The sequence below is a fragment of the Streptomyces sp. NPDC032822 genome, assembly GCF_055578825.1.
Genome location: NZ_JBVIOL010000006.1, coordinates 445,264 through 470,189 on the forward strand (window position 1 = coordinate 445,264; position 24,926 = coordinate 470,189).

General features: G+C 71.4%; 23 protein-coding genes and 1 pseudogene. 17 read left to right on the top strand and 7 right to left on the bottom strand.

All coding sequences use genetic code 11. The features are described 5' to 3' along the window. Positions 1–3: 3 nt before the first annotated feature. From ACZ5VD_RS20060 to ACZ5VD_RS20080, 5 genes are all read left to right on the top strand, one after another. The gene (locus ACZ5VD_RS20060; RefSeq protein ID WP_468682834.1) at positions 4–2,904 is read left to right on the top strand and encodes a hypothetical protein; all 2,901 of its coding nucleotides are present in this window, start codon (positions 4–6) and stop codon (positions 2,902–2,904) included. Next, positions 2,901–3,761, top strand: coding sequence for an immunity 49 family protein (locus ACZ5VD_RS20065; protein ID WP_468549142.1), 861 nt, complete (start codon positions 2,901–2,903; stop codon positions 3,759–3,761). Before ACZ5VD_RS20060 ends, ACZ5VD_RS20065 begins: the two co-directional genes overlap by 4 nt. Before the next feature lie 86 nt (positions 3,762–3,847). Then, positions 3,848–4,639 (top strand): immunity 49 family protein, encoded by a 792-nt coding sequence (locus ACZ5VD_RS20070; protein ID WP_468549143.1) that lies wholly within the window; start codon positions 3,848–3,850, stop codon positions 4,637–4,639. A gap of 38 nt (positions 4,640–4,677) precedes the next feature. After that, positions 4,678–4,896, top strand: coding sequence for a hypothetical protein (locus ACZ5VD_RS20075; protein WP_468549144.1), 219 nt, complete (start codon positions 4,678–4,680; stop codon positions 4,894–4,896). Further along, complete coding sequence (locus tag ACZ5VD_RS20080; protein ID WP_468682835.1) at positions 4,893–5,924, top strand: hypothetical protein; 1,032 nt, start codon at positions 4,893–4,895, stop codon at positions 5,922–5,924. The genes ACZ5VD_RS20075 and ACZ5VD_RS20080 overlap by 4 nt, the downstream gene beginning before the upstream one ends. A gap of 9 nt (positions 5,925–5,933) precedes the next feature. Here the strand turns inward: ACZ5VD_RS20080 and ACZ5VD_RS20085 are convergent, their stop codons facing one another. After that, a complete protein-coding gene (locus ACZ5VD_RS20085; RefSeq protein ID WP_468682836.1) occupies positions 5,934–6,152 on the bottom strand; it encodes a DUF397 domain-containing protein in 219 nt (72 codons plus the stop codon). Further along, the gene (locus tag ACZ5VD_RS20090; RefSeq protein ID WP_468682837.1) at positions 6,149–7,024 is read right to left on the bottom strand and encodes a helix-turn-helix domain-containing protein; all 876 of its coding nucleotides are present in this window, start codon (positions 7,022–7,024) and stop codon (positions 6,149–6,151) included. The genes ACZ5VD_RS20085 and ACZ5VD_RS20090 overlap by 4 nt, the downstream gene beginning before the upstream one ends. 154 nt (positions 7,025–7,178) lie before the next feature. Here ACZ5VD_RS20090 and ACZ5VD_RS20095 point away from each other — a divergent pair, with 154 nt between their 5' ends. The 4 genes and pseudogenes from ACZ5VD_RS20095 to ACZ5VD_RS20110 all read left to right on the top strand — a co-directional run bounded on the left by ACZ5VD_RS20095 (position 7,179) and on the right by ACZ5VD_RS20110 (position 9,641). After that, positions 7,179–7,703 (top strand): ATP-binding protein, encoded by a 525-nt coding sequence (locus ACZ5VD_RS20095; RefSeq protein WP_468682838.1) that lies wholly within the window; start codon positions 7,179–7,181, stop codon positions 7,701–7,703. A 258-nt stretch (positions 7,704–7,961) separates the two neighbouring features. Continuing rightward, a pseudogene (locus ACZ5VD_RS20100) lies at positions 7,962–8,820 on the top strand (helix-turn-helix domain-containing protein). 52 nt (positions 8,821–8,872) lie between these two features. Continuing rightward, a complete protein-coding gene (locus ACZ5VD_RS20105; protein ID WP_468682839.1) occupies positions 8,873–9,499 on the top strand; it encodes a Uma2 family endonuclease in 627 nt (208 codons plus the stop codon). Between the two features lie 19 nt (positions 9,500–9,518). After that, on the top strand, positions 9,519–9,641 hold the full coding sequence (locus ACZ5VD_RS20110) for a hypothetical protein (protein WP_468682840.1): 123 nt from the start codon (positions 9,519–9,521) through the stop codon (positions 9,639–9,641). A 63-nt stretch (positions 9,642–9,704) separates the two neighbouring features. Here the strand turns inward: ACZ5VD_RS20110 and ACZ5VD_RS20115 are convergent, their stop codons facing one another. Next, positions 9,705–10,631 (bottom strand): DUF3027 domain-containing protein, encoded by a 927-nt coding sequence (locus ACZ5VD_RS20115; RefSeq protein ID WP_468549151.1) that lies wholly within the window; start codon positions 10,629–10,631, stop codon positions 9,705–9,707. Positions 10,632–11,042: 411 nt separating this feature from the next. On the opposite strand from ACZ5VD_RS20115, the gene ACZ5VD_RS20120 reads away from it, so the two are divergent. From ACZ5VD_RS20120 to ACZ5VD_RS20135, 4 genes are all read left to right on the top strand, one after another. Then, positions 11,043–12,506, top strand: coding sequence for an MFS transporter (locus ACZ5VD_RS20120; RefSeq protein ID WP_468549152.1), 1,464 nt, complete (start codon positions 11,043–11,045; stop codon positions 12,504–12,506). 129 nt (positions 12,507–12,635) lie between these two features. Next, positions 12,636–13,133, top strand: a complete 498-nt coding sequence (locus tag ACZ5VD_RS20125; protein ID WP_468549153.1) for a hypothetical protein — start codon at positions 12,636–12,638, stop codon at positions 13,131–13,133. A gap of 25 nt (positions 13,134–13,158) precedes the next feature. Continuing rightward, positions 13,159–13,911: a futalosine hydrolase gene (locus tag ACZ5VD_RS20130; RefSeq protein WP_468549154.1), complete on the top strand. Its 753-nt coding sequence runs from the start codon at positions 13,159–13,161 to the stop codon at positions 13,909–13,911. Beyond that, complete coding sequence (locus ACZ5VD_RS20135) at positions 13,898–14,758, top strand: 1,4-dihydroxy-6-naphthoate synthase (protein ID WP_468682841.1); 861 nt, start codon at positions 13,898–13,900, stop codon at positions 14,756–14,758. The genes ACZ5VD_RS20130 and ACZ5VD_RS20135 overlap by 14 nt, the downstream gene beginning before the upstream one ends. Positions 14,759–14,847: 89 nt before the next feature. Here the strand turns inward: ACZ5VD_RS20135 and ACZ5VD_RS20140 are convergent, their stop codons facing one another. Beyond that, a complete protein-coding gene (locus ACZ5VD_RS20140) occupies positions 14,848–15,231 on the bottom strand; it encodes a cold-shock protein (protein ID WP_308293238.1) in 384 nt (127 codons plus the stop codon). Between the two features lie 164 nt (positions 15,232–15,395). On the opposite strand from ACZ5VD_RS20140, the gene ACZ5VD_RS20145 reads away from it, so the two are divergent. Continuing rightward, positions 15,396–15,644, top strand: a complete 249-nt coding sequence (locus ACZ5VD_RS20145; protein ID WP_468549156.1) for a hypothetical protein — start codon at positions 15,396–15,398, stop codon at positions 15,642–15,644. On the opposite strand, the gene ACZ5VD_RS20150 is transcribed toward ACZ5VD_RS20145, so the two are convergent. Both ACZ5VD_RS20150 and ACZ5VD_RS20155 read right to left on the bottom strand, forming a co-directional pair. Next, positions 15,623–16,276 carry an HAD family hydrolase gene (locus tag ACZ5VD_RS20150; protein WP_468682842.1) on the bottom strand — a complete coding sequence of 218 codons (654 nt, stop codon included), beginning with the start codon at positions 16,274–16,276 and terminating at the stop codon, positions 15,623–15,625. The two genes, ACZ5VD_RS20145 and ACZ5VD_RS20150, sit on opposite strands and share 22 nt — an antisense overlap. A 65-nt stretch (positions 16,277–16,341) precedes the next feature. Continuing rightward, on the bottom strand, positions 16,342–17,484 hold the full coding sequence (locus ACZ5VD_RS20155; protein ID WP_468682843.1) for a hypothetical protein: 1,143 nt from the start codon (positions 17,482–17,484) through the stop codon (positions 16,342–16,344). A gap of 153 nt (positions 17,485–17,637) precedes the next feature. Between ACZ5VD_RS20155 and ACZ5VD_RS20160 the strand changes: the two genes are divergently transcribed. Together ACZ5VD_RS20160 and ACZ5VD_RS20165 are read left to right on the top strand one after the other, a co-directional pair. Further along, a complete protein-coding gene (locus ACZ5VD_RS20160) occupies positions 17,638–20,232 on the top strand; it encodes a helicase-associated domain-containing protein (RefSeq protein ID WP_468682844.1) in 2,595 nt (864 codons plus the stop codon). A gap of 201 nt (positions 20,233–20,433) precedes the next feature. Next, entirely contained in the window at positions 20,434–22,077 is a 1,644-nt protein-coding gene (locus ACZ5VD_RS20165; protein WP_468682845.1) for a DNA repair helicase XPB, read from the top strand. Between the two features lie 30 nt (positions 22,078–22,107). Here the strand turns inward: ACZ5VD_RS20165 and ACZ5VD_RS20170 are convergent, their stop codons facing one another. Next, positions 22,108–22,293 carry a hypothetical protein gene (locus ACZ5VD_RS20170; protein ID WP_468549161.1) on the bottom strand — a complete coding sequence of 62 codons (186 nt, stop codon included), beginning with the start codon at positions 22,291–22,293 and terminating at the stop codon, positions 22,108–22,110. Positions 22,294–22,664: 371 nt separating this feature from the next. On the opposite strand from ACZ5VD_RS20170, the gene ACZ5VD_RS20175 reads away from it, so the two are divergent. Next, positions 22,665–24,728 (top strand): HelD family protein, encoded by a 2,064-nt coding sequence (locus tag ACZ5VD_RS20175; protein ID WP_468682846.1) that lies wholly within the window; start codon positions 22,665–22,667, stop codon positions 24,726–24,728. The last annotated feature ends 198 nt before the right edge of the window (positions 24,729–24,926 follow it).

Genomic DNA, 24,926 nt, shown 5'->3' on the forward strand with positions numbered 1-24,926 from the left:
AGCGTGCTCACACCGGGGGAGATACCGCAGTTCACGGGTAACTTGGCGCAGCTGGAGACCGACCACGCGGACCTGAAGAAGGACGCGGGGCATGTCCGGAAGACCGGCCAGGACGTGGACTCGCAGTTCCAGGGCCTGTCCGCGTACTACACGGCTCCGGAGGCGGAGAAGCTCTTCGCGACGACCAAGCCGGTCAAGGACCGCGCCGACACCTTCGGGGACAACCTGGAGACGGTGTCCGGCGCCCTGTCGACGTACGCCACCGAAATCCGTCCCCTCGTGGACAAGCTGAAGCAGCTGAAGGTGGATGCCGCCTCGTTCGTGTCGTCGGTCAAGGACGACGACGAGTGGGAGTACGACGAGGACAAGGTCGACAAACACAACCGGATCCGCGACGACATCACCGCGACGGTCGCCGCGTTCTGGGCGGCGGAACGCACCTGCCACAACAAGATCACCGCGATCTGGGGCGGCACCCAGATGGTGGCCGGAGACGGCTCCGAGCGCGCGGACCAGTACGGCTTCAACGCCGACGACATGAAGAACGCCAAACTCCCCTGGGGCGACCCGGTCGAGGAGAAGCACCACTGGTACGAGGTCGGCCACTGGGTCAAGTCCTTCGTGTGGGACGGCCTGATCGTCGACGGCATCTGGGGCACCATCAAGGGCCTGGGCACCCTGGTCGGCTTCGGCGGCTGGGAGGCGATGGGCCAGGCCTGGAAGGGCCTCGCGCAGCTCGCCACCGGCCTGGCCATCGCCTCGATCCCGGGTGTGGGAACGGCGTTCTGGCTCCTCCCCGACGACAAACTCCCCTCCTGGATCCGTGATTCACGCACCGCGATGAAGGAGACCGGCAAGGCGCTGGTCGCCTGGGACGAGTGGGGCAAGAACCCCGGCCGCGCGGCCGGTGCGGTCACCTTCAACGTCCTGACCACCGTCTTCACCGGCGGCGCGGGCGCGGGCGTGGCGGGCGCGGGCAAGGCCGGCGCGGTCGCGAAGGTCCTCTCGGTCGCCGGCAAGGCGGGCAAGGTCATCGACCCGATGACGTACATCGCCAAGGGCGCGGGCGCGGGCCTGTCGAAGATCGGCGACATCGCCAAGGGCCTCAAGGGCGTCGGCGCGATCGACATCCCCACCCTCCCGGAGAACGCGTTCACGCTGCCCGAGGGCGGCATCAAGCTGCCCGACGGCACGGTGAACCTGCCCGAGGGCACGGCACTCCCCGAGGGCGCCACCCGGCTGCCCGACGGAAACGTCAAACTCCCCGACAACACCCCGGTCCTGCCCCCGGGCACCACCAAACTCCCCAGCGTGGACGGCTCCCCCGCCCAGTACATGGACGGGAACGGCAACCTCCTCGACGGCAACGGCAACGTCGTCGACAACGTCGACAACGCCCCCGCCGACGTCGTCGACCGCCCCGCCTCGGGCAACCCGGCCGACGGCGCGGACGTCCCCCGCGTGGACTCCCCCGCCCGCGAACCCGCCCTCGTCGGAGCGGGCGCCCACACCGCCGAAGGGGCCGGCCAGCACATCCGCCTGGGCAGCGACGTCGGCGACAACCTCGGAGACGTCGGCCGCGTCGGCGACGACGTACCCGCGGGCCACACGGACACCACCCCGGGCGGCACGGCGGGCCACACGCCTGGCGGCGGGGTGGGCGACAACATGCCGACCAACAGCCTGGACACCCACAGTCCGGGCGGAACCCCCGGCAACACGGTCCCCGGCGCCGGAGCCGGCAACCACCTGCCCGGAGGCGCCGCCGACGACCTCGGCAGAAGCGGTCCCGGCGCGGGCCGCCACGACGTGCCCGGAGGCAGCGGCACGGGCGCCCTGCCCGGTCACGGCGGCCCCGAAATACCGCACGGCAGCGGCGGCCTGGACGACCTCGGCCGAGCGGGAGACGACGCGCTCGGCGACACGGGCGGGCTCGGCGACGACGCCGTCCGTGGCGGTGACGAGTCGACGCCGGGACAGCACCCGGAAGGTCACGAGCCGGGGAACAACGGCGGACAACATGCCGACGGTGCCGCGCGTCAGCGCGAGATCATGGACGAGCAGATCCGCCGCGCCAATCACGAACCCGGTTATTTTGAAGAGTTCTACAAGTCCAATGGCAATCGAAAGAGCCTGGAACTCTTCGACGAGACCGGGACGACGCCACCCCAGCTGACCCGTGCGTCGCCCAACGACCCCTGGACCGCGGTCCACGACGCGCCGCCACCGCTCAAGCCCCGCTATCTCGGCGACTGGGACAAGGTCGGTCCCAAGGGCGCGACCCCTGAAGCGACCGCGAAGCTGGACGAGGCCGCGGAGGAACGACATTTCGCCGCCCACCATGACACGGCCATGGACAACTGGAAGCAGGATGCCAGGCAGGCCCACGAGCAGCACCGAACGTGGGAGACGGAAGCGGAGAAGTTCGAGAGCAACGCCGCATACAGGGAATCGCATGTTCGGATGCGCGATTCCGCAGAGGCGTACGGCGAGGCGGTGGCCGAGCACCACGTCATTCCCGAGCGCTACCCAGGCGCGACGCGGGAACCCCTTGACGGCCCCCTCAACGGCAACGACCAGTTCGACCAGGTGTGGAAACGCGAGGACAGCGGCTACGTCGTTGTCGAGGCCAAGAGCAGCGTCGACACGGAGCTGGGCGCCCGCAATCTCCCGAGCGGAAAGCGGGTCTCGCAGGGGACCAGGGAGTATTTCCTCGACATCATCCGCGAGATGGAGAAGCGAGGAAAGAAGAATCCGGCAGAGGCGGAGCTGGCGGAGAAACTGACGGATGCCCTGGATGCAGGCAAACTGGACTACATCGTCGTCAAGGGTGAGAGAAACGCCGGTGAGTACGCTGGCTACCGCACGAGGCAGTTCGACATATCCACCAGGAGCACTCCGTGAGCATCACGATCTCGCGTCACAGTTCACCCGGTCCCGACGACGAAGGATATGCGGAGCGCCTCGGACGAAGCGTGTCGAAGTCGGTGCAGAGGATCGAGCGGTCTCCCGACTCGCTGGACATGGCTCTCAGCACCGTTGTGCTGCATCTCCAAGCCCGGTCCGCCGTCGACCCGCGGGGGGCCAGGATCGAGACCTGGGAAGCAGTCGTGACCGCCATGCAGGTCTACTCCACGCTGTTCGCCGTGACGGGCACCGCGGAAGGCGCCGTCACAACCCGCATCGCCCACGAAGTCCGCACCCTCCCTGCCATCGGCCCCCGCCCCTACGCCGACGCCGGGAACTGGCTCACCGCCTTCTACCTGGCGGTGATCTGCCGCGACCAGAAGCGCCTGACCGAGCTGTCCCAGGTTCCGCTGGAGCGGCTTCGCTCCCCGGAAGGGGAATTCGACGAGTACGTCTATCACTGGGTGGCCGCGCTCCAGGCCTACTGGCTGCAACGGCCCGGCCTGGTCGAAGAGTTGACCGCCGCGCTCCAGGGCTCACACCCCGACGTGGCACGGGTCGCCCCTCGCGACCTGCTGCAGAACATCCTGTATCCGCCGATCAACCTCTTCTACCGCTTCCTCCGCCAGGACGCACCGGGCTTCACCCAGTCCCTGACGGAAGCGGTCGAACTCCACAAGGCCTACTGGACGGCGGACGAGGACCGGACCGACGACCCGTCGGGCATGGTCGCCCTCGGCCTCCTGGCCATCGCATGCCTCGCCTTCGACGGCGGCACCACCATCGAGGTCGAATCGGACTACCTGCCCAAGCACCTCCTGGAACGAGGCTGGCTCGGCGAGTTCCCCACGTGAGTCGGCCAGGTCGCGTTCCGCCGGGCTCCGGGACTGCCGTACCCCGACACCCCTTTCCCACGGGGAACGCGGAAGAGGGCCTCGCCGTGCTCCAGGAGAACGCGCAGGAACTGATCGATGACCTGGAGGCCGACTCCACCGATCTCGGCGACGCCCTGAGCACCACGCTCACCCTGGCCGAGGCACACTGCCTGATGGACCCCCGGGCGTCGATCTTCCCCACGTGGGACGCCTGGGTGAACGCGATGCAGGTCGGCTCCGCCGTGTTCGCCGCCGCGACCACGACCGAAGACCACGTGCAGTGCCGCATCGCGCACAAGGACCGCACACTTCAGGCCACCGGCCCGCAGTGGTACGTGACCCCGGGCTCCTGGATCAGCGCCTTCTACCTCGCCGTCGTGTGCCGGGAGAGGGACAGAATCACCGCCCTGTGCCACGTTCCCCTGTCCGTGCTCCGAGAGAACGGCGCACGCTTCGAGGAATACCACTACGCCTGGATCGACACCCTCCAGACCTACTGGCTCGGCGGCCCCGACCTCGGCCCGAAGCTCGTCGCCGCGGTCGATGCCACCGAGCCGAACGCCGTCGCCGACCCTGAGACGGTGGGCAAGCTGCTGTATCCGCCGATGGAGATGTTCCACCGCTTCGTCCGCAAGGACACGGCCGGTTTCAACCGCGCGCTCACCAACGCCCTCCAGTGGCACAAGGAGTACTGGACCGAGGAGAGCCGAGCCGAGATGATCACCGGCCTCGTCGCCCTCGCCCCCCTCGCCATCGCCTGCATCGCCCACGACGCCGGCATCCCCATCGAGGTCGAGTCCGACTACCTCCCCGCGACCCTCCTGAGCCGCAACTGGTGCGGCGAGTTCCCTACGTAGGACACAGCGCCTTTGGCCAGATCCCCATTGCGAACGCAATGCGCCGATTGATACAGCTGATCGAGTCGGTGGTGGGTGGGAGTGGTGGGGGTGTGGGCGGGGTGCTCGATCCGGGGGAGATACCGCAGTTCACGGGTGATCTGGACCGGCTGGAGTCGGATTACGAGGGCAAGGACGTGCAGTTCGTCGTCCGCTGCCCGGATGGAATGTTCTTCGTTCCTCGTGGCGGTACGTTCACCCCGGAGGGAGCGCTGTGATTGCCTCTACCCCTGTCGCCCGCTGGGCTTGGGGCCGGGATGACGAGACGGCTGACGCCCTGGCCTGCTGCCTACATGACCTGCTGGCTGCGTTTCAAGTCCTGACCGCTCATCGATTGGCGGTCGACGCGCACCTTGTTCATGTCTCTGTCACCGAAGCCGGCAAGTCGAACAGTGCTCTGTTCAAGGGGACACTCACCGTCGAGCCCGGCGCCCTGGCGCCGGACAAGGCCGCAGTGGCTGTCGCGACGATGGCCGACCAGGTCAGGGTTGGACTGCGCGCCGGCGAGATCGGCTCGGTGGACGCGCTTGTCGAGTGCTCCGGCATGGTCGTAGTCGATGCCGATGGAGGGGAAGTTCGGCAGGGTCGGCTGTTCCTGCTGGGAGCCTCGTCGTTCGCCGACTTCGTCACGGTCGACCTGCTGACACACACTGATGTGTGGCTGCCGTACGACCTGAAGGGGCGGCCCCAGCCCGAGGTGTACGCGGCGAACGCTCCTCGGCTGTCCTCGGTGCTGCGCGGCCTCTCCGACGCCCTGGAGTCGGAAACGGATCCAGATGATCCGACCTACTTCGCAAAGCCGACCGAGACGGGTGCCGAGAACTTCTTCTCCGCCGATGGCACCGCGTCGGATGTCTGGGGCAGCTTCGAGGTGCCCACCCGGTATGACGTCTTCACGCATGCTCCCGGTTTCGGGCGGATCGGATACCGGCGCACAGCAGAGGGAGGTATCCGGTACGTACCCGTTCAAGACGAGGGTGGTGACGTGCTCGGCTACCTATGGGCCTCCGACCCCGACAAAGCAGCGAGCTTCGAACCGCGAGACGTCGGCGACGACGTGACGTACCGAGCCGGGTTGGTCTGGCTGGAGCGTCTGAGCTCCGCGCACGACCGGGGTTTGTCACCGACGGCTGCCCTGGCCGAGTTGTCCGCGCTGCCGGACGAGAAGGGTGCGGGCCGAGTGGACCCGAAGTCCGAACCGCGCGTCACCGCCCTTTCCGTCCTGCGTGACGGCCAGTTGAGCTGACGACTACCGTCAGACTCCAGCCTCCGACGCGTATCCCACGAACTCCGCCCAAGCAGCCGCAGTGACCGCGAACCGAGGGCCCTCGGTGTCGTGCTTGGAGTCGCGGATGTGGACCGTGCCGGGGGCGTTGGCGATCTCGACGCAGGAGTCGCCCTCGCTGCTGCTGCTGTAGCTGCTCTTGAACCACGTCAGGTCGGAGGCGTTCCCGGCCGAGGTGTCGCTGATCATCTTTCCCCCAGCAGTCGTTCGATGAAGGCCATGGACTCACGAGGAGTGAGGGCCTGAGCCCGGATGATGCCATAGCGCAGTTCAAGGATACGGAGTTGCCGGGGCTCGGCGACCGGCCGGCCGTTGGCCACGGCGGGCGAACGCCCCACCGCCGAGCCGTCGATGAACTTCAGCACCTCGATCCCACCGGCCAGGCCGGCATGCTCCTCGCGCTCCATCGGCATCACCTGAAGCTCGACGTTCCGCAACCGCGCCGCCTCAAGGAGATGCTCCAACTGGTGGCGCAGCACCGCCCTCCCGCCGAGTGGACGCCGAAGTGTCCACTCCTCCAGTACGAAACTGACCTCAGGCGCCGGATCCCGCTCGAAGACGGCCTTACGGGCCACCCGCGCCGCGATGAACCGCTCCACCTCGTCCCCGCTGTACGCGGGTCGCCGCATCAGGAGCAGCGCGCGGGCGTACTCCGGTGTCTGCAGCAGCCCGTGGATGTTCAGCGGGTCGTAGAGCTGAAGCTCGACCGCCTTCGCCTCCAGCTGCGCCAGGTCCCGCACCTTCTTCGGGTACCGGACCTTCTTGACGTCCTCCTTCATCGCGGAGATCAGACCGTCCGCCCCGAGTACCTCGTCCGCCTTGTCCAGGTAGTCGGGTTGGGGAATCCGCTTCCCGCTCTCGATCTTGTAGACCATGTCCTCGCCGTACCCGACCCCCTCACCGAACTGCGCGGCCCGCATCCCCACCGCCTCCCGCCGCAGCTTCAGTTGGCGCCCGACGGTCGCGATCACCGCCACACCCCAGTCGTCGTCCGGGTCCACCTCCCACCCCGGCTCGTCCGCCTCGCTCTTGAGTCGTCGTACCTCGCCGTCACCCGACATGCCCGCCCCTCCGTCGTACCGTCGCGCCTCAACGCCACCTACCCGTACGACCGTTCCGGACCTGCCGGACACGACCGGACAACGTCCGGACAGTCACCGTACGTATCGACGCCGTCACTGTTCACGGTACGTACGTGTCGCCACGCTGAGTGACGTGAATCAGGAAACCGTCGCCCCAGGCACCTCCGTCACCCCAGCCGCCTCCGAGGCCCAGGGCATCCAACCCACCCACCCCGTCCGCAACTTCAGCGTCCAGCTCTCCCCCACCCCACGCGGCGCCCGCCTCGCCCGTCTCCTCGCGACCGAGCAACTCCGCGCCTGGGAACTCCCGCTGGACCCGGCCCGCCAGATCGTCGCCGAACTCGCCGCCAACGCGGCCACGCACAGCCGCGTCCCCGGCAGGGACTTCCGGCTCACGCTCTACGTCGTCGCGGACACCCTGCGCATCGAGGTGACGGACACCTGCGGCGACCGCGAGCCCCGGCCCCAAGTCCCCGACGCCGACGCCGAGTCCGGCCGGGGTCTCGTCCTCGTCGAGGCACTCGCCGACCGCTGGGGCACCGCACGGGGGCCCCGCCCACGCAAGACGGTATGGGCGGAACTGAACCTCGTACCGGCACCTGCACCCGCACCGGGGTTCAGAAACGTGAGCTCCGGTGCGAGTGGCGCCTTCCCCTAAAGGACCACGACGGTGAAAGCACCCCACCAAGCCCCACCCCTCCCTCCCGCCGAGGTCGTCGTCGCCAACCCGCAAACTCACTCGGGCGAGTGAACATCACCAACTCGGCTGGATTCGAGCCCGGTTGCCTGCCCTACTCTCGGCTCAACACACAGACCCGGACATACGACGGCCCTCGCAGGGACTGGCATCCCAGTGCGAGGGCCTGACCACCAGGGAAGAAATCGCTTCCCGATGGATGGAAGAGATCGCTTCCCGATGGATATCCAAAACCCTAGCGCGCCCCCGCGCGCCCAGTCCCGGATCCCGGGCAAGAACCACCCCCGCAGGCGCCCGCACTCCGGCGTCATCCACGACAACACCCGCCACACCACCCGCTTCACGGTGATCGGCAACCACCTCGCCCAGCACCCGGAGCTGTCGGGTCTCGCCATCGGGCTGGCCGTCTACATCCAGTCCCTCCCCACGGGCGCCCTCGCCGACATCAAGACCCTCGCCGCCCGCTTCCCCGAGGGCACCACCCGTATCGCCGCAGCCCTGCGCGAACTGGAGGCCCACGGCTACCTCCGCCGCGAACGCGAACGCGTCCCCGGCGGCCGCATCATCACCCGCACGATCTCCTGCAACCAGCCCGGCCGCCACCGCGAGTCCGACGATCACGAGCCCGTCGTACGCCCCTCACACCCAACCCCGAAGAAACGGGCACCCCGCAAACCCCTCCCCGCCGTCCCGAGCCCCGCATACCCCGCCCCCGCCCTCCTCCAGACCGCCACCGACCTCCTGGCCGACCTCCGCCGCCACGCCCCCCGCCTCCTCCTCTCCACCTGCGACACCGCCCACCTCGCCCCCGGCGTCGCCGCCTGGCTGGAACGCGACGTCACCCCCACCGCCGTACGCCAAGCCCTCACCGCTGACCTCCCACCCGAGGGCCCACGCCGCCCCGCCGCACTCCTCGCCCACCGCCCAACTACCACCCCCACCCCCGTTCCGCGCCCCCACCCCACCGCCGACCGTCCACCACCCCCTCCAGAACTGCGACGGCTGCGACCACGCCTTCCGCGCACCCGAACCCGGCCGCTGCCGCGACTGCCGATCCGAGCTCCTGGAGGCCGCCTAGCATGAACGTGACGATCCTTGCCCCCGGGCACAGACGACGAGGAGCGAGCGCCATGACCATCGCCCCGGACGACGCGCGACACGGCGCCTCCCACCTGTACCGGACCATGCGGGACTTCGTTCAGTCGATGGACGACACCCTCCCCGGCAAATTCGAGCTCACCAAGGAAGGGATCGTGCACGACATGATGTCGCCGGGAGGACCTCACGAAGCGACGGCAGCGCACATCAGTCGCCGTCTGGAGAAGTCCATGCCGGACGATCTGCTGGCCCACAACGGCACGCCCGACGTGGAGGACGAACCAGAAGGCATCATGCGTCACCCCGACGTCATGGTGATCGCGTGGACCGACCTGAACGTCGAGGGCTCCATCGACCCCCGTACCGTCATCGCCGCCATCGAAGTGGTCTCCAAGTCCAACCCCGAGAACGACTGGGTCACGAAGATGCGCGATTACCCGCTGATCGGGATCCCGGTCTACGCGATCTTCGACCCCCGCACCAGCACCGGTGCCGTCCTCACCGACATCCACTCCACCCCCGAAGGCCCGCGCTATGCCACCCGCAAGGACTTCGTGTATGGGGAGGACGTCACCATCGGCAACTGGACGATCTCGACCGCCGGCCTCCCGCGCTACGGGGAGAAGGACAAGCAAGAGCCCCAGCTTCCCAAGCCCTGAGCGCCCTCAGGAAGGCACGATGAGCACTCGCCTTGCCCACGGGCAGAGCAAGCTGGAACACGGGGATCCTGTCACCGCTGAGGAAGCCCTGCGGGAGCTGAGCGTCATCCTGGACGAAGCCATGACGGCAGTGCGCGGTTGAGCTGGAAACGGGGGGGGCAGGGAAGCAGCCCGCGCACACCCGCACCCGACCGCACCCGGCAACTTACGAGTGCCCCAGCTCCGCCGCGTCCTCGTCGGAGACCTCCGGGACGGACCCCGAGTCCCGGGCCGGGCGCAGGGGGAACGGGTCGACCGTCGTCTCGTCGATCACCGGTGGGGCCGGGCGCGGCGGGGTCGGCATGATCGCGGCCTCGGAGTGGCCGCCGCAGCCGTAGGAGAGGGAGACGAGGCGGCCGTCGGCCGGGGCGAACTCGTTGGCGCAGATACCGAAGGCCTGGCCGAGGGAGCCGCCGACCGCGACGAGGAAACCGCAGCTGACGCAGGGCGCGGGCGCGGCCTGGGCCATGGGAGTGGCCGAGCCGTACGACTCCTCCCAGCGGTCGGCCGCGATGTGCAGGCCGTAGCGGGACAGGACGCGCGCCCGGCGCATGCCCAGTTCCTCGGCGACCGAGGCGATGGAGCCGCGTGCGGGGACCACGGGGAGCGTCTCGGGGGCGCCGGAGGTGACCTCGGCGTCCTCGGCCTCGGCGAGTTCGGCCATCTCCTCGGAGAGGGGCGAACTCGGCAGGGGCTCGTCCTCGCCGGAGTAGCCGGGCTCCAGACGGAGGTCCTCGGCATCGGTGGGGAGCAGGTCGCCGGGGCCCATGTCACCGGGGCGCAGGCGCTCGCTCCACGGCACCCACTCGGGTGCCAGGAGGGCATCCTGGCCCGGCAGCAGGACCACCTCGTCCAGGGTGACGAACTTGGCGCGGGAGGCGCGGGCGACCGTGACGGCCCAGCGCCAGCCCCGGTAGCCGAGCTCCTTGCACTCGAAGTAGTGGGTGACGACACGGTCGCCCTCGGACACCAGCCCCGAGTGCTCGCCCACCACTCCGGGTGCGGCGGCCTCCTCGGCGGCGGCGCGGGCGAGGTCGACGGCCTCCGCACACAGGCGGTCGGGGGTCCGGCTTCGCGTGGTCGCTGCGCTCACAGGTATCGCTTCTCTCCTACGCCGTCTCTCTGGTGCGTCTGCCTGTCGGCGAAGGGGCGGACGGAGCGGACCCGGGGACCGCGTCAACGTCCGCGCCCGCTCGCACTCGGGCGCACCTGTCCATCCATTCTGCGGGATGGCTGAGATACGCACGCTACCTGTTCGCGTGCGCTTGGCCTACACCGACGGGTCTGTTCGCTTGCAGAACCGTCCTCAATCCGTCCCCGATCCGCCATGGATCGACGACGGATCTGCCGCGGATCCGCCGGGGATCCGTCCCCGAGCCGTCGTCGATCCGTCGTCGATCCGTGGCGTTTCACTGGCGGATCGGGGGCGGATCCCTCGTCGATGTGCGCCGCCATACGTGCGCCAACCGCACTACACACCGCATTCTCGGGGCACTATTGCGGGGTGGCAGCCGCGAAATCGCCCCAAGGTGCCACCGGGATCGGTGGGTCCAAAGGGATGTCCAAAGGGATCAAGGGCAGCAAGGAGATCAAGGGAAGCAGTCGAGGTGGCGGGGCCGGCCGGACGGGCGGGCCGCTCCGGGCCGTCGGCCGTGCCCTGCACCTGCCCGTGACGGGTCCCGCACGCGGTATCCGCAAGGCGACACACGCGCACGGGGCCGGCGAGTCCGGCCTGGGAAAACTGATCGAACTGCACGGTGTGAACGGCGCCGGCGATGTGATGATCACGGTCGCGCTGGCCTCCACCGTGTTCTTCTCGGTACCGACGGACGAGGCCCGGGGGCGTGTCGCGCTCTACCTCGCCATCACGATGGCGCCCTTCACGGTCCTCGCCCCGGTGATCGGCCCGCTCCTCGACCGTCTCCCGCACGGCCGCCGGGCCGCCATGGCGGGCGCGATGCTGGCCCGGGCGCTCCTCGCGCTGATCCTCTCCGGGGCGGTCGCCAGCGGCAGCCTGGAGCTGTATCCGGCGGCGCTGGGCGTGCTGGTCGCCTCGAAGGCGTACGGCATCGTCAGAAGCGCCGTGGTGCCCCGCCTGCTGCCACCCAAGATCTCCCTGGTGAAGGCGAACTCCCGGGTCACCCTGGGCGGGCTCCTCGCGACCGGTATCGCCGCGCCCATCGGGGCGGGGCTCCAGGCCATCGGACCCCGCTATCCGCTGTACGGCGCCTTCGTGATCTTCGTGGCGGGCACGTTCCTGTCGTTCACGCTGCCGCCGAAGGTCGACTCGGCCAAGGGCGAGGACACCGCGCTGCTGGCAGCGGACGAGGCGCATCTGCACGGCCCGCACCTCAAGCCGGTCAAGCGGCCGGGGCTGCGCACGGTCGGCATCGGCGTCACCCATGCCCTGGGCGCCAACGCGGGGCTGCGCTGCCTGTCCGGCTTCCTGATCTTCTTCCTGGCGTTCCTGCTGCGGGAGCATCCGCTGACCGGGGAGAGCGCGGCGGTGTCGCTGGGGATAGTCGTCGCGGCGGCGGGCACCGGCAACGCGCTCGGTACGGCGGTCGGGGCGTGGCTGCGGTCGAGGGCCCCGGAGATCATCATCGTGACGGTGGTGGCCTGTGTGGTGGGTGCGGCGATGACGGCGGCGATCTTCTTCGGCGCGTTCCTGGTGGCCTGTCTGGCGGCGGTCGCCGGGTTCTCGCAGGCCCTCGCCAAGCTGTCCCTGGATGCGCTGATCCAGCGGGACGTGCCGGAACAGGTGCGTACGTCGGCGTTCGCGCGCTCGGAGACGATCCTCCAGGTGTCCTGGGTGTTCGGCGGCGCGGTGGGCATCGTGATGCCCCTGAACGGCACGCTGGGGCTGTTCGTGGGCGGCGCGATCGTCGCCGTCGGCTGGCTGGCCACCGTCAAGGGCCTGCTGGGCTCGGCCCGGCACGGCGGCCCGGCCCGGGCGAGGGTGGAGTGACAGCCGCCCGGAGTGGCAGCCACCCGGGGCGTTCCCGGCGTGGACATCGCACGGCGCACGGTACGGCGCACGGCACGCCGCCGTACCCCGCGTAGCGGGAGCGGTGGGCGTGCCCGATAGCCTTCCGCCATGACCACGCTGCAATCCGTTGTGCGACGCCGCCGCGCTGTCGCTGTCGCCGGTGCCGTTTCCGCCGGGCTGCTCGTCCTGTCGGCCTGTGACAAGCCGACTCCGCGCGCCACCGTGACGGTCGGCAAGAACTCGGTGAGCGCCGAGGCCGCCTGCTACGACGATGGCAAGAACATCGGCCAGCCGGAGGCCACCAAGTGCGCCCAGAAGAAGGCGTCACACTCCATCGAGGTGCCGCAGAGCGAGACACTGCGCATCGGTGTCGACCCCGAGGTCGCCGACACGGGCTGGGCCCTGTGGATCAACGGCCAGCAGGTCACCAACGTCTACAAGAAGACGTACTACTCCTTCGCGGGCGTCGACCTCTTCGCCGACCAGCAGGGGCAGGCCGCGCCGAAGGAGCTGAACATCAGCATCGTCGAGCAGGACAAGGCGGGCACGGCCAGCAAGGTGTACAAGGGCGTCTGGAACTTCAAGCTGAAGAACGCGGACAGCTGAGCGGACGACCGGTCCGCCCCCACCGATGCCCAGGCCCTCGTCCGTACCCGAGCCCGTGCCGGTGCCGGTGCGCGTTCTCGTAGCCACCGCCGTCCCGGCCGAACGGGACGCGGTGGCACGCGCGTTCACGGGGGCCGGGCGTGAAGTGCCGCTCCCGGGCGCGGTCCTGCACCGCCTGCCCGGCGGGTACGACCTGCTCGCCGCCGGTGTCGGCCCCGCCCTCGCCGCCGCCTCCACGGCCGCCGCGCTCACCGCGGCGGCGCTCGACGGCACCCCCTACGGCCTCGTCGTCTCGGCGGGCATCGCCGGCGGATTCCAGCCGGAGGCACCGGTCGGCTCGCTGGTCGTCGCCGACGCGATCACCGCGGCCGACCTGGGCGCCGAGACGGCCGACGGATTCCTGCCGGTGACCGAGCTGGGCTTCGGGACCGTCACCCACCTCCCGCCCAGGTCACTCGTACGAGCTGCCGTGTCGGCGACCGGGGCGCGCCCCGGCACGGTCCTCACCGTGTCCACGGTGACCGGAACGGCCGCCCGGGCCACCGCGCTGCGCACCCGGCACCCCCAGGCGCTCGCGGAGGCCATGGAGGGCTTCGGCGTCGCCGAGGCGGCCGGCGCGCACGGCGTGCCCGTGCTGGAACTGCGGGCCGTCTCCAACCCGGTCGGTCCGCGCGAGCGTGCCGCCTGGCGCATCGGCGACGCGCTCGCGGCCCTGACGGCGGGTTTCGGGAAGCTCCTGCCCGTACTGGAGAGTTGGAACAGGCATGACGACGACTGAGCACCCTGACCACCTGCACATCGCCTACTCCCCCTGCCCGAACGACACGTTCACCTTCGACGCGCTCGCCCACGGCCGGGTGCCGGGCGCGCCCCCGCTGGACGTGACGTTCGCGGACATCGACATCACCAACGGCATGGCCGAGCGCGGCGAGTTCGACGTGCTGAAGGTGTCGTACGCCGTGCTGCCGTACGTCCTCGACGAGTACGCCCTGCTGCCCTGCGGGGGCGCGCTGGGGCGGGGCTGCGGGCCGCTGGTGCTCACGCGCGAGCCCGGCACGGACCTCACGGGCCGTACGGTCGCCGTGCCGAGCGAGAGGTCGACGGCGTACCTGCTGTTCCGGCTGTGGGCCGCCGACACGATGCCCGGCGGGGTCGGCGAGATCGTGGTGATGCCGTTCCACGAGATCATGCCCGCCGTGCGGGACGGGAAGGTCGACGCGGGGCTCGTCATCCACGAGGCACGCTTCACCTACCGGAACTACGGGCTGCACAAGCTCGCGGACATGGGCGAGCACTGGGAGTCAACGACCGGGCTGCCGATCCCGCTGGGCGCGATCATCGCGAAGCGGTCGCTGGGCGCGGACACCCTGACGCTGCTCGCCGACTCGATCCGGACCTCCGTACGCGCCGCGTGGGACGACCCCGAGGTTTCCCGCCCGTACGTCATGGAACACGCCCAGGAAATGGATCCGGCCGTGGCCGACCAGCACATCGGGCTGTACGTCAACGAATTCACCGCCGACCTCGGCGAGGACGGCTACGCGGCGATCCGCGGTCTGCTCACGCGCGCGGCGGCCGAAGGACTCCTGCCCGCACTGGGGCCGAACGCCCTCGCATTTCCCTGAGAACAGCCGACGGGCGGAGCCCGCGCGGCGGCCGAGGGGCTGGTGTCGCCCCTCGGCGCGGGTGTGCTGGATTTCCCCTGAGTGCGTGGTTATACGTCGAGTTGGTCGGCGACCGCGCGGAGCAGTCCGGCGATCTTCCCGCCGGCGGCCTTGTCGGGGTAACGGCCCCTTTCGAGCATCGGCGTGATGTTTTCGAGAAGAGTCGTCAGATCCTGGACGATGGAGGCCAGTTCGTCCGGCTTCTTACGGGTCGCGGCCGCGACCGAGGGGGTCGGATCGAGAACGGTGACCGAAAGGGCCTGGTCGCCGCGCTGTCCGGCGACGACACCGAACTCCACCCGCTGACCCGGCTTGAGCGTCTCGACTCCGGCGGGGAGGACCGAGGAATGGACGAAGACGTCACCGCCGTCGTCGCGGGAGAGAAAGCCGAAGCCCTTCTCACTGTTGAACCACTTGACCTTGCCGGTAGGCACGTCTGTCCTCGTCCTCGTACTCGTCGGAAAACTGCTTATGGAAACGGGTCTTGATAGCACTGGGGCGGGTCGTCGGGACCCGCCGGTACCAAGGCTAGTGGTCTGCAAGCCGGTGACAAGACGTCGCCCGGTTGTTCCTCGCCGCAGGGAACTACCCTGGTCCGGTGCGTGACAAAACCCAAACGAATTCCGCCGAGCCCGGTGACCGACTGATCCGCGCCGGTGTCCTCGTGTTCTTCATCGGCGCCGTGGCCACTCTGGTCACGGTGGCCCCGATGCTGCTCGGTACGACTCCCTTTCCGACGTACATGTTCGGCCTGAGCATGTTCATGGGCGTCGGATTCCTGCTGGCCGGTGCGGGGGTGCTCCGGTCGATCGCGGCGGGACGCCGTCAGGCGCGGGCCGGGGGGTAGGGCCCCTGGGCCTCGGTCCAGGCCGAGAGCCAGGCCGGGAACTCGGTGAGGTCGGTGAGGACGACGTCCGCGCCGGCCTCGTCCAGCTCGTCCCGGTCGCACGGGCCGGTGGCCACCGCGACGGACAGCGAGTCGGCCTTGCGGGCGCCGCGCACATCCCCGACGTGGTCGCCGACGTAGACGCTCGCGCCGTGCTCGCGCAGCGCGTCCGCCTTCTGCTCCGCCCACAGGTTGCCGATGACCGCATCCGGTTCGATGCCCAGGTGGGCCAGGTGCAGCTTGGCGTTGGGCTCGTGCTTGGCGGTGACGACGATCGCGCGTCCGCCGGCCGCCCGCACCGCGGTGATCGCCTCGCGGGCGCCGGGCAGCGCGGGCGTCGGGGCGATGGCGATGGCCGGGTACATCGAGCGGTAGAGGTCGGCCATGGCCTCGATCCGCTCCGCCGGGAACCAGTTGATCAGCTCGTCGGCGAGCGGCGGACCGAGCCGGGTGACGGCGAGGTCGGCGTCGATGTGGGTGCCCGTCCGCTCGGCCAGCGCCAGGTAGCAGGCGCGGATGCCGGGCCGGGAGTCGATGAGGGTCATGTCGAGGTCGAAGCCGACGGTCGGTGCGGGGAAGCGTGTAGGGGCCATATGGGCCATTGTGCCCAGCCCGTACGGCGGCCAAGTCGCCGAGCGGGTGTGATCCGACACAGGCCCTACCGTCGCCGCTGCGACCGCCACACCAGGAAGAGTGCCGAGGTGACGGCCGCACCCCGCACCACCCACGGCCAGGTCTGCGCCATCGCGTCGCTCAGGTGTCCCTCGGCGACGGGGTCGCCCCAGCGGCCCGCGGTCCGCCCCCACAGCCATACGGCACCGGCCGTGAGGGAGAGGCCGGGCAGGATCACGACCGCCCACTTCGTCTCGGCGTCGGTGAGCCGCCGGGAGGCGTAGGCGATGGCCCAGCCCAGGACGAGGACGATCCAGTTGCCGAGCACCGCACCGGCGACCAGGAGGGCCGCGGCGAGCAGGAGGAGGGGGTTGCTCCAGCCTCCTCCGCCGCCGCCCGATATCCGGAGGCGGCGGCGGGCGACGGGGACCTCGACGACCACCGGCGCGGGCGGCGGGGTCTTCCCGAGCCGGACCAGCCGCCCGATCCGCCCCATCCTCCCGAGCGGCCCGGTCTTCTTCGCCACCACGGGCTCGGGGCTCGGTGCGGCGGTCTCCTGCTCGACCGCCGCCGGGTCCTCCTGCGGCGGCGGGGGCTTGAGCAGCTCCGGGAGCTCCACACCGCCGACGAAGCCGGGCACGCTGTCGTCCAGACCCGTGCCCGGGCCCGCACCCGTCCCCGTGCCCGCTCCCGCCCCTGCCCCCGCGCCGAACGGGCTGTTGTCCACCCGCCACCAGTCCTGCCGCGGCGCGCGCTCCCCGATGTCGTGCGGGCCCGCCGGGTCCGGCGGGGCGGGCACGTCGGTGGGGACCGCAGGGCCGGGGGCCGCCCGGTCCGGGCGCGGACGCGGTACGACCCGCCGCAGCCCCTTCGAAAGACCGCCGCCGTCGCCGTCGCTCTTCTCCGGTGTCGCGTCCCGCTGCACGGGCACGTGGGCCGGTGGCGTCCGCGGGGTGTCGTCGGGGCCGCCCGCGGCGCGGACGACCTCGTCGGGGCTGCCCAGCCGCTCGACGATGCGGCGGACCGCGGCGGGACTGTCGACGACGGCCTTCGCGCGGCGGCGGTCGATCTCGTTCCGCAGCTGGGACACCAGCCGCATCCGCGTGGCCGACGGCAGTTGCCGCTGCTGGGCCACGTCTCCGACCCGGCTCAGATACTCGTAGACGACCTGGTCGCTCTCGATACCCACGAAGTCCCCTCCGGGGTCGGCGCATTGGACATTCCTCGTGGTGACAGACGTTACCGCTGACGGCCCCGGCGGGGCGCGCCCGCCATGGCCCGGGGCGCCCGGGGCGACGCGCGCACCCCCTCATCGTCGTACCCACCCGCTAACGTTGGTCGGATGAGCGACCAGGCCACACCGCCCCGTTCCCTCGCCGAGGCACTTCGCGCGCGGGACGACGCCTCCCTGGCCGCACTCCTGCGCGCCCGTCCGGACCTCATCACGCCCGTCCCCACCGACCTCACCCAGCTCGCCACCCGGGCGGGCACGCGTGCCTCGGTGGTCCGGGCGCTGGAGCGCCTCGACCGGTTCGCGTTGCAGACCGCGGAGGCGCTGGCGGTGGCGGCGGAACCGGCGTCGTACGGCGAGCTGCAGGGGCTGCTGGCCGGTGACGAGGGCGAGCCGGCGGTGGTCGGAGCGCTGCCGAGGGCGCTCGGGACGCTGCGGGAGCAGGCGCTGGTGTGGGGCGGCGACGACCGGCTGCGGCTGGTGCGGACGGCCCGGGAGCTGCTGGCGCCCTCGCCGCAGCATCCCTCGCCGACGGGTCTCGGGCCGACGGTCCAGGAGGCGACGGCGGGGATGTCGCCGGGCCGTATCCAGGAGATCGTGACGGCGGCCGGGCTGCCCTCGACGCATGACGCGGTGTCCGCGGTGACCGCGCTCACCAAGCTGTTCGGGCATCGCAAGCGGATGGCCGCGCTGCTCGCCGGCCTCCCGGAGGAGTCGCGGGAGGTGCTGGCCCGGCTGGTCTGGGGGCCGCCGTACGGCCAGGTCACCGCCGATCCCGCGGACCGTCTGCGCCGGCTCCTGGACCGGGGTCTGCTGCTGCCGACGGCGCCGGGGACGGTCGTACTGCCCCGGGAGGTGGCCCTGCATCTGCGCGGCGGCCGGGCGCACCGGGCGACCGAGCCGCTGCCGCCGGCCGTGGAGGCGGTGGCCACGCACCGGCCGCAGGTGGTGGACTCGACGGCGGCCGGGCAGGCGTACACCGCGCTGGCGACCGTCGAGGAGCTGCTGAAGGACTGGCACGAGGGCGGGCCCGCGGTGCTGCGGGCGGGCGGGCTCAGTGTGCGGGATCTGAAGCGGACCGCGGTCGCCCTCGACGTGTCCGAGCCGATCGCCGCGTTCTGGGTGGAACTGGCCTACGCGGCGGGCCTGTTGGCCTCCGACGGCGAGGCCGACGAGCGGTACGCGGCGACCCCGGCGCACGACGAGTGGCTGGAGCAGCCGCCGGCCCTGCGCTGGGCGCGGCTCGCGGAGGCGTGGCTGACGGCGACGCGGACGTCCGGGCTGGTGGGCGGGCGGGACGTGAAGGAGCGCACGCTGTCGGCACTGGGCCCGGGCCTCGACCGCTCGGCCGCGCCGGAGGTACGGCACCGGGTGCTGACCCTGCTCGCGGGGCTCCCGGAGGGCGCGTCACCGGCCGCGGACTCGGTCCTCGACCGGCTCAGCTGGGAGCGTCCGTCGCGCGGTCCGCAGCGCGACGACGATCTGCGGGCCCGGCTGGCCCGGTGGACGCTGTCGGAGGCGGAGCTGCTGGGGGTGACCGGCCGGGGCGCGCTGTCGGCGCAGGGGCGGGCCCTGCTGGGCGTGCCCGCGCGGCCGGTCGCGCGGGAGGAACCGGTGCGAGCCGGCGCCGGGGAGGAAGCGGCTCGTACGGGTGTCCGGGCCGAACCGGTGGGCCCCGGCGACAAGCTCCCCGTCCACCCCCACCACCACCTCCACGCTCCGCCGCTCGCCGAGCCCCTCTCCCCCGTCGAGCAGGCCACCGCCTCCGCCGCGGCGGCCCGTATCCTTGCCCCGCTGCTCCCCGAGCCGCTGGACCACGTCCTGCTCCAGGCCGATCTGACGGCGGTGGCGCCGGGCCCGCTCAAGCGGCCCCTGGCCGAGATGCTGGGTGTGCTCGCGGACGTGGAGTCGAAGGGCGGGGCGACCGTCTACCGCTTCACGCCCGGCTCGGTGCGCCGCGCCCTCGACTCCGGCCAGTCCGCCTCCGACCTGCACGCCTTCCTCACCGAGCACTCCCGTACGCCGGTTCCGCAGCCGCTCGCGTACCTGATCGACGACGTGGCCCGCAGGCACGGTCATCTGCGGGTCGGCGCGGCCTCGGCCTACGTCCGCTGCGACGACGACGCCCTGCTCAACGAGATCATCGCCGACAAGCGCGCCGCCGGTCTCCGCCTGCGCCGCCTGGCGCCCACGGTGCTGGCCACCCAGGCCGACCCGGCCGCGCTGCTGGACGGCCTGCGCGCGATGGGCTTCGCGCCGGCCGCGGAGTCCGCCGAGGGCGACGTGCTGATCGCCCGTGCGCACGCCCACCGCACCCCGCCGCGCACCGCCCCCGAACCGGTCCCGGACGGCCCCCCGGTTCCCGACGCGACCCTCCTCGGCGCCGCGATCCGCGCCATCCGCGCCGGCGACCGCGCCTCCACGACCCCTCTCAAGGCGTCGGCCGCCGTCCCCGTCACCGGCGGCGCGCTCCCCCGCACGGGCCCCGCCGAGACCCTCGCCACCATGCAGGCCGCCGTCATGACCGGCGAGGCCCTGTGGATCGGTTACGTCAACGCCGAGGGCTCCGCCAGCCAGCGCGTCATCGCCCCGATCCGTGTCGAGGGCGGCTTCGTCACGGCGTACGACCACACGGCGGACGAGGTACGGACGTATCCGCTGCACCGGGTGACGGGGGTCGCGGAGCTGGCCGACGACGGCGGATGACCGGCGGGTGACCCGTGTGTGCCCCGTGGGCGGACGACGGCGGGTGCCCCCGTCGGGCGGCCGGGGGTGAGCCGGGGGCCCGGTGCGAGCCCGACGTGATCGTCGGCCGGTAGGGCACACTGGACGTTTGGCCGTGACCTCCTGGCTTCCGGCCTCCGGCCTTCGGTTCTCGGCCTTCGGCCTTCGGAAAGGTTGCCGCGCGTGAATGGTCCCCTCATCGTCCAGTCGGACAAGACCCTGCTCCTGGAAGTCGAGCACGAGCGGTCCGGCGAGTGCCGTCGGGCGATCGCGCCGTTCGCGGAGCTGGAGCGGGCGCCGGAGCACATCCACACCTACCGGGTGACACCGCTCGGGCTGTGGAACGCGCGGGCGGCCGGGCATGACGCCGAGCAGGTCGTGGACGCGCTGGTGGAGTTCAGCCGGTACCCGGTGCCGCACGCGCTGCTCGTGGACATCGCCGAGACGATGGACCGGTACGGCCGCCTCACCCTCTCCAAGCATCCGACGCACGGGCTGGTGCTGACCAGCACCGACCGGCCGGTCCTTGAGGAGGTGCTGCGCTCGAAGCGGATCGCCCCGCTGGTCGGCGCCCGCATCGACCCGGACACCGTCGCCGTGCACCCCTCCGAACGGGGGCAGATCAAGCAGACGCTGCTGAAGCTGGGCTGGCCCGCCGAGGACCTCGCCGGATACGTCGACGGCGAGGCGCACGCCATCGAGCTGGTCGAGGACGGGTGGGCGCTCAGGCCGTACCAGAAGCAGGCCGTGGAGAACTTCTGGCACGGCGGGTCGGGTGTCGTGGTGCTGCCCTGCGGGGCCGGGAAGACCCTGGTCGGCGCCGGGTCCATGGCGCAGGCCAAGTCGACCACCCTGATCCTCGTCACGAACACCGTGTCCGCCCGCCAGTGGAAGCACGAGCTGATCAAGCGGACGACGCTGACCGAGGAGGAGATCGGCGAGTACAGCGGGACGCGCAAGGAGATCCGGCCCGTCACCATCGCCACCTACCAGGTGCTGACGACCCGGCGGAAGGGCGTCTACCCGCACCTGGAGCTCTTCGACTCCCGGGACTGGGGTCTGATCCTGTACGACGAGGTGCACCTGCTGCCGGCGCCGGTCTTCAAGTTCACGGCGGACCTCCAGGCGCGGCGGCGGCTGGGGCTGACCGCGACGCTGGTCCGGGAGGACGGGCGGGAGTCCGACGTGTTCTCCCTGATCGGGCCGAAGCGGTTCGACGCGCCCTGGAAGGAGATCGAGGCGCAGGGCTACATCGCGCCCGCGGACTGCGTCGAGGTCCGGGTCAACCTCACCGACACGGAGCGGCTCGCGTACGCCACGGCCGAGGCCGAGGAGAAGTACCGCTTCTGCGCGACGACCGCGACCAAGCGGAAGGTGACCGAGGCGATCGTCCGGCGGTTCGCCGGGCAGCAGATCCTCGTCATCGGGCAGTACATCGACCAGCTCGACGAGCTGGGAGAGCATCTGGACGCGCCCGTGATCAAGGGGGAGACCAGCAACGCCCAGCGCGAGAAGCTCTTCGAGGCGTTCCGGCAGGGCGAGATCAGTGTGCTGGTGGTGTCGAAGGTGGCGAACTTCTCCATCGACCTGCCCGAGGCGACCGTCGCCATCCAGGTGTCGGGGACCTTCGGGTCACGGCAGGAGGAGGCCCAGCGGCTGGGGCGGGTGCTCAGGCCGAAGGCGGACGGGCACCAGGCCCACTTCTACTCCGTGGTCGCCCGGGACACCATCGACCAGGACTTCGCCGCGCACCGGCAGCGCTTCCTGGCCGAGCAGGGGTACGCGTACCGGATCATGGACGCGGACGAGCTGCTCGCGGAGAGCTGAGCCCTCCGGGGTGCGGGAGGGGGCGGGCGGTCACCTGCGGCGGACGCCGGCTTCCTCGCCGTACTCCCCGAGGATGACGACGTCGAAGGCTGCGCCCGCGAAGACCCGCACGGCCCGCAGGGCCTCGCCGAAGGCGTGCCGGTGGCTGCCGAGGACAGGGGTGGCGCCGGCCGGGCGGGGCGGGCGCGGAACTGGGGTGATGGTTGCTGCGCTCATGTCTCCATGGTGACGCGCAGGGCATAAAGAGGGCATCGGCCCCAGGTCCCCGTTTCTCCTACTCCCTGGGTACACCCCTGGGGTGCGGCTTCCCCTACGGGATGGAGGGTGCCTTCTCAGGGGCGCGGACATGCGTCGGCGCTCGCGGCGGACATGGGTCGGCGCTCACCGGGGACGTTCGTCGTCACTCACCGGGGACTCGTAGGCGCTAGCCGGAAACCCGTTGGCGCTCGCCTCCCCCGCCCGCCTACAATCTCCGCTCTTGCCCGCCTCCCCACGGAGTGCCGCCGCCCGGACGGAAACCGGTCGGCATCCCGAAGCTGCGAAGCGACTCAGCCATCTCTCCAGCAGGTCCTTCCGGAGGCACCGCCTTGTCCAGCCCGTCCACGCCCGTCGCAGACGATCCGCTCGCCCGTGAACGCTCCCACCTCGCCGACTCCCGGGCCGCCCTGCGGGCCATGCGCGAGGACGCCGAGTCCCTCGACATCAGTGACGTCACCGCGAACTGGGTGAACGCCCAGATCCTGGAGCGCCAGATCGGCGAACGCATCAAGGCCCTGGCCGACCTCAGCCACACCCCGCTGTTCTTCGGCCGGCTCGACTACCTGCACGCGCCCGGCGTCGAGCGGGCGGAAGGCGCGGAAGGCGCGGAAGGCGAACAGTTCTATATCGGGCGCCGGCACGTGCACGACCACGGCGGCGACCCGATGGTGATCGACTGGCGTGCGCCGGTCTCGCAGCCGTTCTACCGGGCGTCCAAGAAGGCCCCGATGGATGTCGCGCTGCGCCGCCGCTTCGGCTACACGGGCGGCGACCTCACGGCGTACGAGGACGAGCACCTCTCGGACCCTTCGGAAGCGGCGGCCACCAGCAAGCTGCTCCAGCAGGAGATCGAGCGCCCGCGCGTGGGCCCGATGCGCGACATCGTGGCGACGATCCAGCCCGAGCAGGACGAGATCGTCCGGTCCGGTCTGGGCGGGACGGTGTGTGTGCAGGGCGGGCCCGGCACCGGGAAGACGGCGGTCGGCCTGCACCGGGTCGCCTATCTCCTCTACGTCCACCGGGAGCGGCTCGCCCGCACCGGCACCCTCGTCATCGGGCCGAACAAGTCCTTCCTGCACTACATCGAGCAGGTGCTGCCCGCGCTGGGCGAGCTGTCGGTCGAGCAGGCCACGGTGGACGACCTGGTGGCCGGGCACGCGGAGGTGCGGGGCACGGACGAGGCGCCCGCGGCGGTCGTCAAGGGCGACGCGCGGATGGCGGAGGTGCTGCGGCGCGCTCTGTACGCGCACGTGACGATGCCGTCCGAGCCGGTGGTCGTGGTGCGCGGTTCGCGCCGCTGGCGGGTCCCGGCGTACGAACTGGAGGCCATCGTCCGTGAGTTGCTCGACCGGGACATCCGCTACGGCGCCGCCCGCGAGGCCCTTCCGCAGCGCATCGCGCACGCGGTGCTGGTGCAGATGGAGCGGTCGGGGGAGGCGCCGGACGACCGGGTGCAGGACGCGGTGGCCCGCAACGCAGCGGTGAAGGCGGCCGTCAAGGAGGTGTGGCCGCCGGTCGAACCGGCGAAACTGGTCCTTCGGCTGCTCACGGACGCGGAGTTCCTCGCCGTGCACGCGGACGGGATCCTGACCGAGGACGAGCAGAAGACGATCCGGTGGGTGAAGCCCGCGCGTTCGGTGAAGGCCGCCAGGTGGGCGCCCGCAGACGCCGTGCTGATCGACGAGGCGACCGACCTGGTCCAGCGCACGCACTCGCTCGGGCACGTGGTGCTGGACGAGGCGCAGGACCTGTCCCCGATGCAGTACCGGGCCGTCGGCCGCCGCTGCAGCACCGGTTCGGCGACCGTCCTCGGCGACCTCGCGCAGGGCACCACCCCGTGGGCGACCCGGAGTTGGGACGAGGCGCTCGCCCACCTCGGCAAGTCGGACGGCGTGATCGAGGAACTCACGGCCGGTTTCCGCGTCCCGACGGACGTCATCACGTACGCCTCCCGTCTCCTCCCGCACATCGCGCCGGGTCTGGCGCCGGTGGCCTCGGTCCGTGAGAACCCGGGCTTCTTCGACGTGCGCCCGGTCTCCGGGACCGCCGAAGTGGTCGCCGCCTGCGAGGAGTTGCTGCGCCACGAGGGCTCGACGGGCCTGATCGCCGCCGACGCCCGCGTCCCCGCCCTGGCCGAGGCCCTCGCCGCGGCGGGCATCCCCCACCTCGCCCCCGGCGAGGAGACCACCCGGGAGACCCGCCTGACCCTGGTCCCGGCCTCGCTGGCCAAGGGCCTGGAGTACGACTACGTGGTCCTCGACGACCCCCGGGCCGTGGTCGACGGCGAACCGGACGAACGTACAGGCCTGCGCCGCCTGTACGTGGCCCTGACCCGAGCCGTCTCGGGCCTGACCGTCACCCACACGGCCCCCCTGCCGACGCAACTCACGTAGGGGCGCCTGCCCGACGCCGCACCGAGGAGGCGGGGGCCAGCCCGGCCAAGGAGGCGGGGGCCTGCGCAGCGCGGCGCACCGGGGAGGCCGGGGCCCGCGCAGCGGCGCACCGGGGAGGCCGGGGCCCGCGCAGCGGCGCACCGGGGAGGCCGGGGCCCGCGCAGCGGCGCACCGGGGAGGCCGGGGCCCGCGCAGCGA